Annotated in this window: 10 protein-coding genes and 2 riboswitches; of the genes, 8 read left to right on the top strand and 2 right to left on the bottom strand. The window is 60.5% G+C overall.

The window, feature by feature from the left end:
• Positions 1 to 17: 17 nt before the first annotated feature.
• Positions 18 to 887, bottom strand: a complete 870-nt coding sequence (locus PYTT_RS12475) for a hypothetical protein (protein ID WP_071133519.1) — start codon at positions 885 to 887, stop codon at positions 18 to 20.
• 244 nt (positions 888 to 1,131) lie between these two features.
• Positions 1,132 to 1,344, top strand: a riboswitch (cobalamin riboswitch).
• A gap of 118 nt (positions 1,345 to 1,462) precedes the next feature.
• Here PYTT_RS12475 and PYTT_RS12470 point away from each other — a divergent pair.
• Positions 1,463 to 2,383: a sirohydrochlorin cobaltochelatase gene (locus PYTT_RS12470; RefSeq protein WP_067775064.1), complete on the top strand. Its 921-nt coding sequence runs from the start codon at positions 1,463 to 1,465 to the stop codon at positions 2,381 to 2,383.
• A gap of 180 nt (positions 2,384 to 2,563) precedes the next feature.
• The gene (locus tag PYTT_RS12465) at positions 2,564 to 3,451 is read left to right on the top strand and encodes an MBL fold metallo-hydrolase (RefSeq protein WP_083076648.1); all 888 of its coding nucleotides are present in this window, start codon (positions 2,564 to 2,566) and stop codon (positions 3,449 to 3,451) included.
• A gap of 11 nt (positions 3,452 to 3,462) precedes the next feature.
• Here the strand turns inward: PYTT_RS12465 and PYTT_RS12460 are convergent, their stop codons facing one another.
• A complete protein-coding gene (locus PYTT_RS12460; protein ID WP_141675786.1) occupies positions 3,463 to 4,302 on the bottom strand; it encodes a LamG-like jellyroll fold domain-containing protein in 840 nt (279 codons plus the stop codon).
• Between the two features lie 375 nt (positions 4,303 to 4,677).
• A riboswitch (cobalamin riboswitch) is annotated at positions 4,678 to 4,870 on the top strand.
• Between the two features lie 172 nt (positions 4,871 to 5,042).
• Between PYTT_RS12460 and cobI the strand changes: the two genes are divergently transcribed.
• The 6 genes from cobI to cobM are packed head-to-tail and all read left to right on the top strand — an operon-like array spanning position 5,043 to position 12,625.
• A complete protein-coding gene (gene cobI, locus PYTT_RS12455) occupies positions 5,043 to 5,747 on the top strand; it encodes a precorrin-2 C(20)-methyltransferase (protein ID WP_067775070.1) in 705 nt (234 codons plus the stop codon).
• On the top strand, positions 5,744 to 7,021 hold the full coding sequence (locus tag PYTT_RS12450) for a hypothetical protein (protein WP_067775073.1): 1,278 nt from the start codon (positions 5,744 to 5,746) through the stop codon (positions 7,019 to 7,021). The genes cobI and PYTT_RS12450 overlap by 4 nt, the downstream gene beginning before the upstream one ends.
• Before the next feature lie 4 nt (positions 7,022 to 7,025).
• Positions 7,026 to 7,679, top strand: coding sequence for a precorrin-8X methylmutase (locus PYTT_RS12445; RefSeq protein ID WP_067775076.1), 654 nt, complete (start codon positions 7,026 to 7,028; stop codon positions 7,677 to 7,679).
• A gap of 4 nt (positions 7,680 to 7,683) precedes the next feature.
• Positions 7,684 to 8,826 carry a cobalt-precorrin-5B (C(1))-methyltransferase CbiD gene (cbiD, locus tag PYTT_RS12440; RefSeq protein ID WP_067775079.1) on the top strand — a complete coding sequence of 381 codons (1,143 nt, stop codon included), beginning with the start codon at positions 7,684 to 7,686 and terminating at the stop codon, positions 8,824 to 8,826.
• The gene (locus PYTT_RS12435) at positions 8,814 to 10,031 is read left to right on the top strand and encodes a bifunctional cobalt-precorrin-7 (C(5))-methyltransferase/cobalt-precorrin-6B (C(15))-methyltransferase (protein WP_067775082.1); all 1,218 of its coding nucleotides are present in this window, start codon (positions 8,814 to 8,816) and stop codon (positions 10,029 to 10,031) included. Before cbiD ends, PYTT_RS12435 begins: the two co-directional genes overlap by 13 nt.
• Positions 10,028 to 12,625, top strand: a complete 2,598-nt coding sequence (gene cobM / locus PYTT_RS12430) for a precorrin-4 C(11)-methyltransferase (protein ID WP_067775085.1) — start codon at positions 10,028 to 10,030, stop codon at positions 12,623 to 12,625. The genes PYTT_RS12435 and cobM overlap by 4 nt, the downstream gene beginning before the upstream one ends.
• The last annotated feature ends 116 nt before the right edge of the window (positions 12,626 to 12,741 follow it).

Raw genomic sequence — 12,741 nt, 5'->3', positions numbered from 1 at the left:
GCACTGGCCGTCGTCTGTCAGAAAAATTCGACAACGTATTTATCCGAGAAATTACCGGCCTTGATCTCTACCCAGTAAATGCCTTCAGGAGTCTGAATGCCGGGTTCGAACACGATTTGCCCATCATGCGTGAAGACACTGCCCATCGAAATTTTTTGCGCCTGTTGCAATTCGCTCGGCGTAGGAACCTTGGTGGGCGGCTGGGCCAGTTTCCACATGGTGACGTTCGCTTTTTTCATCGAAATTCCGGCCGGAGCGTAATAGCTCCATCCGTTGCCTTTCATCCAGGCGGCAGGGTAGAATCCGTTGCCGGGATAGCTCCATCCACGTTTCATTTTAGGCATTTTTGCACCTCTTCCCAACATGACCCTCATGGCGCCGAACCCCTTCTGTTTACCGAATCCGGTAGACGTCAGACCATATTTCAAACAATGTTGCCTGTGCCCGCGCACTTCACGGTTGTTCGCGCCGGCATCATCCATGTAAATGTGTACTGTGTTCACCATCGGCAGATTGCCGCTGGCTGCAGCCAGATTGCACTGGTCGGTGTAGGCTCCGAGCGAGTGGGAGAGCGTTCCTTTGGCAGCACAGGCATCAGCGGCAGACTGCGCTTGAGAACACATGGATGCGTTCACCTTGACGGAAAAAGGCACTCCACACAGGTAGCGGTACACGTTCAAGGCATTGACGGCCTCCTGCGCTTCGGCAAGATTCCCACTTCCTTTCTTGGCCTGAATGGCGGCAATGGTTTTGTTGATGGATTCCTGCGTCCGGGGATACAGAGCTTTGCTGCGTGCCGTATTTTTTTCGGAGGCCTCTCGGCGGGCCGGTTTGGTTTCGGGTGAGTTATCCCCGGCCGGAGCCTGGGCATGGGCCATGGTAGCCATCAATAGAGTTCCAAACAAAATACGCGATATCATATTAGTCATAGTGTATCACAGAAAACATGCCGACCGGAAGCCAAAAAACGAAAGAACGTCACGAATCAACCGTTCCCGGCGATCCTTTCCTGCGTGTGTTTCCAAAAGGAAGGCATACAAGGAAGAATTGCCTTTTTACCGTTCCATCAATAGACTATCAATTGTATTCGTTATCGCCGGGTTACACGTGCGTGTAAGATTGTTTTTATTTCATGAATTCCCGCTTGACGCCTTTATACGTGTTCGCTATCATGCCCGCAGCAACGGGGAATCCTGTGAAAATCAGGAACAGTCGCGCTGCGGTAACTGGTTACGACCTCTCATCGCGATGCAAATCGTGAAAGCCAATCCGGACACATGCCGGGTGAAGGCGGGAGGAAGGTTTGAAACCAGAAGTCCGAATATCCGTCGCCTGGGGCACCACGCCCCATCCATATTCAACGCATGATTGAGCATTCTGCGGTATCACAACCGCACCTGTATTCGAAATATCCGAATCGGGGAAAGTACAGCCATGCGGACAGCCAAACCACATCACCGACATGACATTAACCCGCAATCTGGCCCTGGGCATGAGCGCTGCACTCATGATATTCCCTGCCTCTTTCGCCGCCACACCACCTCCACCCATGAACGATGGAATTCTTCTCGTCGCTTTCGGTACCAGCTACGGCAAAGCCCGCGTCTCCTACGACAAGACGGAAGAAACCTTCCAGCCCTCCTTTTCCAAAGACCGCATTCACTGGTCCTACACTTCGGACATCATCCGCAAGAAGCTGGCCAAGCAAGGCAAGCCCGTGCCTTCCATCCGCGAAAGCCTCGACAACCTTTCCCGGCAGGGAGTCCGCAACATACGCATCCAGTCGCTCCACATGGCAGCTGGTGAAGAATTCTCCGAAATGGAGCGAACCGTCCAGAACTATATCGATGCCCATCCGCAAGCCTTCGACCGCGTCCTGCTCGGCCGTCCGCTGCTTGAAAGCCATGCGGATCTCGATGGCGTCGTGCAGACGCTCGCCGAAGAACTGCCGAAAGAACGCCGTCCCGACGAAGCCGTCCTGTACATGGCCCACGGGCAGCAGCACGGCCGGGCCGACCTCGTCCTTGCCGCCGTGCGCGACGAATTGCAGCGCCGCGACTCCCTCACCTTCATGGCCACCGTCGAAGGTACCTACTCTTTGGAACGCGCCTTGCAGGAATTGAAGAACAAAGGTGTCAAAACCGTCTGGCTCGCCCCCTTCATGATCGTCGCCGGAGACCATGCCAACAACGATCTCGTCGGCAGCGACGAAGATTCCTGGGCCAGCATCCTGAAAAAAGAAGGTTTCAACGTCAAGGCCCACCTCAAAGGACTGGGTGAGATGGAAGGCATTCGTCGCATTTTCCTGCGCCATGCTCTCGAGACGGTTGACGACATGGTGCCCGTTTCCGCTCCGGCAGCCGCCGATGCCGGCCACTCCTGAAGATTATCGATTCTCTCATGGCATTACTGCCATTTACCTGCCCATAAAAAGAGGCTGTCTCAAACCAATGAGACAGCCTCTTTTATGGTGCAAAACAAGCTCGAACCATTGGAATGCCTCCCTTTCGTCTTTCGTTCCATGCAGTGAAACGTTATATTTTCCGAGTCAACCGGAAAAACGATGAGGGTTGTATGCCTGATAGAAAACACGTCTGAAACGGAATGCCTGAAAAGCGAATTCGGCCTTAGCTTTTATCTGGAAACAGCATCGCACAAGGTCATTTTCGATATGGGAACAGGTTCCGATTTCTGGGAAAACGCCTGTGCGCTCGGGATCGACTTGTCCGGAGTCGATCTGGCTATTCTTTCCCACGGGCATTATGATCATGGAGGAGGCCTCCGTACCTTCCTCGATAAAAATGAAAAGGCTCCCGTGTATGTGCAAGCTGGAGCTTTCGGAGATTTCTATTCCAGAAAGCCGCAGGGCTATGCCTTCATCGGCCTCGACAGAGAATTGGAGCGCCATTCCTGCCTCGTGAAACTCCAAGGCGATCTTACCATTGATCGAGAACTCCGGCTTCTGTCCTGCGTGGAGGGAAAAAAAGAGTGGGTTCCAGAATCGAACTCGACTCTGTCCGTCAAGCACGGAGAAGAATATGTCCGGGACACTTTTCTTCACGAACAGAATCTGATGGTATCCGACGGAGGGGTAAATGTACTTTTTACCGGATGTTCACACTGTGGGATTCTCAATATTCTTGAACAATGCGAACAGAGAACGGGAATCGTTCCCGACCGGGTCATCGGCGGCTTCCATCTGCTCACCCCCCGTACGGGGAAAAGCGTCGAGCCGTCCGTTTGGGAAGGATTGTCTTCCCACCTGTGCAAGCTTCCGACCGTGTACCATACCTGCCACTGCACGGGGCTGGACGCCTTTCGAGCAATTGCATGCCATGATGGACAACAAGGTGCGGTACATGGGCACAGGGGAGGAAATCGTTCTGTAATCCCTGCGAAGCAAAAAAAGCTGCCTCTTTGCGTGAGGCAGCCTTTTCTCATTCAAGGATGATTAGCTCGTGTTCAGGAACGGCGGCGGCGAAGCATGAGCATCAGGCTGCCCAGCAATCCGAGGGAAGCCGTGGCCGGTTCGGGAATGACGCCGAGCTGGTCAGCGGCATGGTCTTTCAGGAAAGCAGCATCCTGAGCCGACAAAGCCGTATTCCAGAAAGCGAGATCGGAGGCGTCCGTGCGCGTTTCCTGATAATTGTCCGCCAGTTTGCCACCGATGGCAAATTTGGTCACACCGCCGTTCATGCGCGACGTAAAGGCAGCCGAAGAGGTTGCAAACAGGTTGCCGTCCACATACACCGACATGATACCGGCATTGGCTCCGCTGCCATTCACCGACAGGACGACGGATTGCCAGGAAGCTCCGTTATCCACGATGCCTGCCGCGCCCGTGTAGGTCCAGCTGCCCGTGTAGCCGCCCAGAGCGATCGCATTGTTCGTAATACGGAATGTGGCGTCGTCGTTGCTGCCGAACACCATCGAAAAGGACACGCCGGAAGTGTTGAAACTGGCGTTCTTGTCGTTCCTGACCTGCATGGAAATGGAAAAACCGGTCGTCATATTGATGTACGACTCCATGCCATAATATACGTGAAAGTTGTTATATCCGGCATTGGCTGCATTGGCGGCGATATAACCTCCGCCGAATGCACCGCCCGTCTGATGGTAGACAGTCGAGTTGGTTCCGTCAACAAAACGGTTGATCCCGATTTGGTTCACGCTTTTGGCAGGGTCAATCCGTACAGGATTGGTCGTTGTGGCAGTAGGAGGAGTCGTAAAATCCCAGTAATATTGCAGATTATCCTGATCGGCGGCATAGCCTGCCGATCCGGTAGCAACAAGGAATAACAACCCCGTTTTCATCATTGATCTCATGACGCCGAGCTATATAACAAATAATGAATCCTGTTGTCAAAGCAAAAAATAAAAACATTTATAATATTAATATTACCAATAATTTAATATGCTTTATTTGTTAATTTTTTGTATTTTTGGAATATTCTCAATGCAATTTTACTTTATTATAATTAGGTATTATACGATGAATTTTTTGTAAATCATCAAATCTCAACTTAAACGATACATGATGCATGTATTGTCATTCAACAATCAATCGACAATAACAAAATTGAAAACAAGCCGTAAACATGAGCAATTGCTTTCAAAATTTTCCGAATAAGCCCGTCTTTCGTGTATTGCCCCAGATATCTCACCTTGACTTGGAGACTTGTTTCGACTACATTGCCTGCGGCAACGGGGAATTCCGTGAAAATCGGAAACAGTCGCGCTGCGGTAACGGGATACAACCTCCCATTGTGCAACACAGGCACGAAAGCCAATCCGGAACATCTTCCGGGTGAAGGCGGGAGGAAGGCATGAAGCCCGGAGTCCGAATATCCAATGCCTGAGGTGAACCACCGAAAACTTCAACGCATGATTGAACCGTCGACCATCCGGGGCCTTGCCCCTCCTTTTGTTGCACCGACCTCTTTGCCCGGTACGAGCCTCTGCACTTTTCGCAGTCTGCCGTCTTCCCCACCTTCCGCTTCTCTTCTTGTGAAAGCTTTCCGTTTCCCTTCCCTCATACACGCATGAAAACAGGCACCTTCTACGGAGTCGGTATCGGCCCCGGCCACCCTGAATACCTCACCCTTCGCGCTGCCAATGTGCTGCGCTCGGTGGACATCATCTACACCGTCACCGGCCCCAACACGGAAACCAGCATCTCCGAAGCCATCGTCCAATCCCTCGGCGGCGTACGCGGAGAAGTCCGCCCTCTCGTCTTCAGCATGTCGCGCGACCCCGAAACACGGCAGCGGCAGATCGACGAAAACGCCGCCGCCATCTCCGCCGAACTCGCGCAAGGCCGCAACTGCGCCTTCGCGACCCTCGGCGATGCGATGACGTACAGCACCTTCGGCTACGTCCTGCAAAAACTGAAGGCCGACCATCCCGGCCTGCCCACGGAAGTCGTACCCGGCATCACCTCCTTTTGCACCCTCTCCGCCGTCTCCCAAACCATCATGGTGGAAAACGGGGAGCAGCTCCGCATCGTCCCTGCCTTCCGCAGCGAAACGGCGGACGACCTCGAATTCCCCTCCGGCACCACCACCGTGCTGATGAAAACCTACCGCAGCCGCAACGCTCTTCTCGAACGCCTCCGGCACGAGCCCGGCATCGAAATCGTCTATGGCGAACGGCTCGGCATGCCCGAACAGTACATCTCCACGAACAGCGAGGAAATCCTCGACCGGCCTGAAGCCTACCTCTCCCTCATGCTGGTGAAGAAAAAATGAAAGGCAAACGCTCCAGACGCCTCCCGCCGTGGAAAAGCAAATGGCACTGGCTCTGGCTGGCGCTCTCTCTCGCCGCATCCGCCTGGCTGATCCTCATCATGCCCGCATCCGAAGGCATGGGCGGCATGAAACGCGCTTCGGCAACGATGGTTGCAGCCCCTTCTTCTGAAGCCAAACCTGCCGAAGCAGGCAAACACCATGGCAAGGCCGGCGCCACGGCTCCCGGTGCGGCCGAACCCTCCGCCCAGCCGCCGAAAAAACGCCACCACAAGAAAGCCGCCCCCGCCGACAGCGAAACGGCCTTCTGGGACAACATCCTCGACCGCCTCGATACCATCGGCAGCCTCCTCCTCATGGTCGGCATCGCCGCCATGATCGGCAGCATCATCGAAGCCCGCCGCTGGCACCTCGTCTTCGGCTACATCCTCGGCGGCTTCGCCCGCGCCATGCGCCTGCCCCCCATCGTCAGCGTCGCCATGCCCACGGCCCTGTACTCCAACGCCGCCGCCAACAGCATGCTCGTCGCCAGCCATGCGGAAGGGAAAATCAACCGCTCCGCCCTCATCGCCGGAGGCATGGCCAACAGCTACCTCGCCTACGTCTCCCATTCGCTGCGCGTCGTCTACCCCGTCATCGGAGCCATCGGCATCCCCGGCATCTTCTACTTCGGCGGCCAGTTCACCGTCGGCCTCATGTTCATCCTCTGCGTGCTGCTGTGGAACAGGCGCCGCACCCTCCGCCGCCGCAGCGACGAAGAAACGCCCACTGCCGAAACCGCCCCGCCGGACGAACAACCGCAGGCCCTCCCGTGGAAAGCCGCCTTCGGCATGGGCTGCCGCCGCGTCGGCACCATCCTCTTCCGCATGCTCTGCCTCACCATCCCGCTGATGCTCTTCATCGAATGGCTCACGAAACAGGGACTCTTCGAATTCTGGGAACGCCACGCACCGGACTGGGTACACCGCATCTTCCCCTCCGAACTGATGGGCATCGTCTTCGCCCAGATCGGCGGCCTCGTCCAGTCTGCCACCGTCGCCGCAGGCCTGCGCGACATGGGGGCCGTCACCAACCCTCAAATCCTGCTCGCCATGCTCGTCGGCAGCATGGTCGGCAACCCCATCCGCACCCTACGCCGCAACCTGCCCTCCGCCCTCGGCATCTTCCCGGCACGGGAAGCCTTCACCATCGTCCTCGGCATGCAGCTCTCCCGCCTCATCGGCACCGCCATCCTCATCACCCTCACCGCCCTCTTCATCCACTACACCCATCCCTGAACCGATGCAAGACTACCCCGACATACGCTGGGACATGAATGCCGCCGAAATCGAGGCGGAAAGCTTCCGCACCATCGAACGCGAATGCCCGCAGCACGCGGAAATGCCCCTCCCCGCATGGCGCGTCGCCCGGAGGCTCATCCACACCACGGCAGACACCCGGATCGCGGAAAGCCTCGTCTTCCGCCACAACCCCATCGAAAGCGGCCTCGCCGCACTGAGTGCAAAAGCCCCCGTCTTCTGCGATTCCAACATGATCCGCGCCGGACTCTCCCTCGACCGCCTCCGCCGCCTGAACCCGGCCTACACCCGCGACGACATCCATTGCCACATCAGCGATGAAGACATCGCCGCGCAGGCTGCCGCCACCCACCGCACCCGCGCCATCTGCGCCGCCGAAAAAGCGCGCCCCATCCTCGACGGCTGCATCGTCCTCATCGGCAACGCCCCCCTCTCGCTCGCCCGCATTGCACGCTACATCCTCGAAGAAGGCGTGCGCCCCGCCCTCGTCGTCGGCATGCCCGTCGGATTCGTCAACGTCGTCGAATCCAAACAGCTCCTCGCCCTCTGCGGCGTCCCCCAGATCGTCCTCGAAGGCCGCCGGGGAGGCAGCGCACTCGCCGTCACCACCCTGCACGCCATCATCGAAAGCGCCTGACACCATGCCTGCCGCCTCCGGACAACCCCTCCGCTACGGATATTCGACGGGAGCCTGCGCTGCCGCCGCCATCTCCGCAGCATGGCAGGCTCTGGAAGACGGCCTCACCCGCACAGCATCCGCCCTTTCCTACCCCCTCCTCTTTCCGGACGGACTCCGGCGCACACTCCCCCTTGCCTCATGGCAGCCGGGCATCGCCTCCATCGTGAAGGACGGAGGGGACGACCCCGACTGCACCCACGGAGCCCTCATCCGCGCCACAGTGCGCCCCGCCGCCCCGCACGAAGCGGAACCGCACGACTACCTCCTCTCCATCGGCAGCGGCTCACTCATCCTGCGCGCCAGCGGAGGCATCGGCCTCTGCACCCTGCCCGGCCTCGACTGCGAACAAAACCGCTGGGCCATCAACGCCGGCCCCCGCCGCATGATCGCGGACAACCTCCGCGCCGCCGGATACTCCTGCGGCTGCATCCTCGCCGAACTCTCCATCGAACGAGGCGAAGAACTCGCCGCGAAAACCCTCAACAGCCGCCTCGGCATCGTCGGCGGCCTCTCCGTCCTCGGCACCACGGGCGTCGTGCGCCCCTTCAGCCACGAAGCCTACATCGCCACCATCCGCATCTGCACCCGCTCCGCCGCCCTGCGTGGCGCGGACACCGTCGTCTACTGCACCGGAGGCCGCACCCAGACCGCCGCACAGGCACGCCTCCCCCACCTTCCTCCGGAAAACTTCACCTGCATCGGCGACTTCATCGCAGACAGCCTCGCCGCCGCCGAACAATCCGGCATCCGCACCGCCGTCGTCGCCTGCATGCCCGGCAAACTCTGCAAATACGCCGCCGGATACGCCAACACCCACGCCCACCGCAAGGAACAGGACATGCAGCTCTTCCTCGCCACCCTGCGGAGGCACCACCGAACCACCGCCGAACAGGAACGAGCCATCCTCTCCTGTGCCTCCGTCCGGCAAGCCCTCGCCTGCGTCTCCCTGCAGGACAGGCTCCCCCTCCTCGCCGACTTCTGCGAACAGGCCTCCGCCTGCTTCGCCCTCCACGCACCCGCGCTCCGCACGCGCCTCCTCGTCTTCGACTTCGACGGCACCTTCCTCCTCGAACACCCCGCCCCTGCCGAACCATGCCACCCGTAACCGTCCACTCCTGCGGCATCGACGACCCCGCCGCCGATCCCCGCCTCCGGCACGCTGCCGCTCAGGCCGATCTCGTCTATGGTTCCGCACGCCTGCTTGCCGCCCTGAACCTGCCGGAAGGCAAAAGCATCCTCCTCGGAGCCGATGCCCGCAGCAAAGCCGCCGAAGCCCTCGCCGCAGCAGCATTCGGCCAAAACATCCTCATCCTCGCTTCCGGAGACGCCCTCTACCACGGTATCGGCGGCACCATCCTCTCCCTGAACAAACAGGGAATCCCCGTCACCTTCGTACCCGGCGTCACTGCCTTCCAGACCCTCTTCCACCGCCTCGGCCTCCCCTGGGACGAAGCCCGGCACTTCAGCGCGCACCATCAGGAAACCATCCCCCTCCGGGAAATCCTCTCCTGCACCCTCGCCGCCGTTTACGGTGGCACCCGCCACACCGCCGCAGGCATCGCCCGCGCCTGCCTCGGCCACCATCCCGCCTGCGCAGAACGCCCCGCCATCCTCGCGGAAAACCTCGGCACGCCCGGCGAACGCATCACACGCGGCACCATCTCCACCCTCGCGGAAGAAACCGCCTCACCCACCTCCATCCTCCTCCTCCTGCCTGCGGACACCGCCGCAGCAGCCCCCATCCTCCCCCTCGGGCTGAACAACGCCTCATACAGCAAGGAAAACAACCTCATCACGCAGGAAGACGTACGCGCCGTCATCCTCTCCCGCCTCCGCCTCCCGGCATGGGGAGTCCTCTGGGACATCGGCGCGGGCAGCGGCTCCATCGGACTGGAAGCCGCCGCACTCCGCCCCGGATTGGACGTTTACGGCCTCGAAAAAAACGAAAACAGGTTGAACGACATCCGCCGTAACCGCGAAAACCTCTCCGCCATCCGCTACGCCGCCGTCTGCGGCACGGCGCCTGCCGACCTCGATCTCCTGCCCGCCCCCGACCGCATCTTCATCGGCGGCGGCGGACGTGAACTCGCCGGCATCCTTGATGCCTGCATCGCGCGACTCCGCCCCGGCGGCATCCTTGCAGCCTCCGCCGTCACCCTCGAAGCCGAACACATCCTCCACAACTGGCGGCCCGAACTCCGCCTCGGCTCCGCCAGCATCGACATCGCCACCTCCTCCCCCATCGCCGGGCAATACACCCACTACAAGCCCCTGCACCGCATCTACATCCACACCTTCTCCCAAGCATGACCACGCCACCTCCCATCGTCCACTTCATCGGGGCAGGCCCCGGAGCCTCCGACCTCATCACCGAACGCGGCGGCGACCTCCTGCGCCGCGCCGACCTCGTCGTCTATGCCGGATCCCTCGTCAACCCGGACCACCTGACGCGCTGCCCCTCCGGCTGCACCCTCCTCGACAGTGCGAAAATGGACCTCGGCGAACAGGTTGACGCCATGAGCGAAGCCGCCCTGAATGGCAAACTCGTTGTCCGACTCCACACCGGAGACCCCTCCATGTACGGAGCCATCGCCGAACAAATCGAAGGCCTCGCCGAACGCGGCATCACCCCCGTCATCGTCCCCGGCGTCAGCAGCGTCTTTGCCGCCGCCGCCGCCCTCAAGGCGGAACTCACCTACCCCGGCGTCAGCCAGAGCCTCATCCTCACCCGCACGCCGGGCCGCACCCCGATGCCATCCGGCGAAAGCGTCGAAGCCTTCGCACGCACCGGAGCCACCCTCGCCTTCTACCTCAGCATGGGCAACGCCTCCGACCTCATGGAACAACTCCGGCAGACCGGACTCCCGGACGACACCCCCGCCGCCATCGTCTACCGCGCCTCGTGGCCGGAAGAACGCATCCTGCGCGGCACCATCGCCACCATGGGGCGGCAGGCGGAAGAAAGCGGCATCGGCAGGCAGGCCCTCATCCTCGTCGGCAAAGCCCTCGATGCCCACGGCAACCGCTCCAAACTCTACGACCGCAGCTTCAGCCACGGCTACCGCAACAACCTGCCCGGCGAACAATACGCAGGCAACTGCGCCATCTACGCATTCACCGAAAAAGGTCTCGCCCGCGCCGCCGAACTCGCCGCCGCACTCGACCATGCGGACATCTTCACCACCCGCCCGGCAGGCGCACACTTCGGCGCATCCGTCGTCGCCTCCGAAGAACTCGACTCCCGGCTGGAACACAACTGGCGGCGCTACACCGCCCACATCTTCATCGGAGCGACGGGCATCGCCGTCCGCAAAATCGCTCCTCTCCTGCGTGACAAAACCACCGACCCTGCCGTCGTCTCCTGCACCGAAAGCGGCTCCCACCTCATCAGCCTCGTCTCCGGCCACCTCGGCGGAGCCAATCGCCTCTGCCGCCGCCTCGCCCGCATCACCGGGGGACAGGCCGTCGTCAGCACCGCCACCGACTCGCGCGGTATCCCCTCCTTCGACGAAACCGCCGCACAACACCGCGCCCGCATCCTCAACCCGGATGCCGTCAAGGAACTCAATGCCGCCCTGCTCGACGGCTCCCCCATCCTCCTCTCCGCCCCGGCAGCCATCGCAGCCCTGTGGGAAAATGCTCCGAACGTCCGCACAGGCGCCCCCGCCACCCGGCAGCCCGGAGAACACCTCGTCGTCTGGGGCTCCCGGCTCGACCCGGCCTCCATCCCTCCCCGCACCCTCCTCATCGATGAAGCCGCCTTCGTCCTCGGCATCGGCTGCAAAAAAGACACCCCGGCAAGCACCCTGTGCGCCGCCCTGCGCGACCTCCTCCAACGCCACGGCCTCGCACCGCAGCAAATAGCCTCCATCGCCACCTGCGACCTCAAGGCCGACGAACCCGCCATCCTCGCCCTTGCCGAAGAACACGGCCTCCCGCTCTCCGTCTTTGAACGCGACCGCCTCGCGGCCATCGACACACCCACCCCATCCTCGACCGTACAGGAAAAAATCGGCATCCCCTCCGTCGCCGAAGCCGCAGCCATCCTCGCCTCCGGCGGTCACGTCGCCGTTCCGAAAACCAAATACGAAGGCATCACCCTCTCCCTCGCCTCCATCCCGCACGGCTCCCGCGCCCCTGCACCCGCCTGCGGCCGCATCACCGTCGTCGGCCTCGGCTCCGGCTCCCCTGCCCACATCACTCCCGAAGTCTCCGATGCGATCCGCCGCTGCGACATCGTCGCCGGATACACCAAATACCTCGACTTCATCCGCGATGAAATCGCCGGGAAACCGCTCATCCAGAACGGCATGCTCGGCGAAGTCGCCCGCTGCCGCGATGCACTCGCCGCCGCAGCCGAAGGCAAGGAAGTATGCATGGTCTGCTCCGGAGACCCCGGCGTCCTCGCCATGGCCGGACTCCTCTACGAACTCCGGGACAACGAACCCCCATTCGCCGAAGTCGTCATCCGCGTCCTCCCCGGCATCACCGCTGCCAGCCTCGCGGCGGCCCGCCTCGGCGCCCCCCTGCAAAACGGCTACCACCTCATCAGCCTTTCCGACCTCCTCGTCCCCACCGAAGAAGTCCGGCGCAACCTCACCCACACCGTCCACACCGCCCTCCCCGCCGTCCTCTACAACCCCGCCGGACGCAAACGCCGCCACCTCATGGAAGAAGCCGTCGCCCGCTTCACTGAAGCCCGGGGTGCGGAAACCCTCTGCGCCATCGTGCGCCATGCCGGACGCCCGCAGGAATCCGCGTGGATCGGCACCCTCGCCGAATTCCCCTGCGACCGGGTGGACATGTCCAGCCTCATCCTCATCGGCGGCCCCCGCACCAGACGCAGCGGCGACACCCTCTACGAAGCCCGGGGCTATCAGGAAAAATATCTCGAAAAGGAATAAGAAAAAAGCCACAGATGGCACAGATCTTCACAGATGATTTCATGAAAAAACAGGAAATCGGATCATATTAAAATCTGAATAAATTATATTTAATTTATTATCAACAATCTGTGAAA

Origin of the sequence: Neoakkermansia glycaniphila (assembly GCF_900097105.1) — a bacterium.
Taxonomy (GTDB): Bacteria; Verrucomicrobiota; Verrucomicrobiia; order Verrucomicrobiales; family Akkermansiaceae; genus Akkermansia; species Akkermansia glycaniphila.
This window is presented reverse-complemented; position numbering and strand designations above follow the sequence as displayed.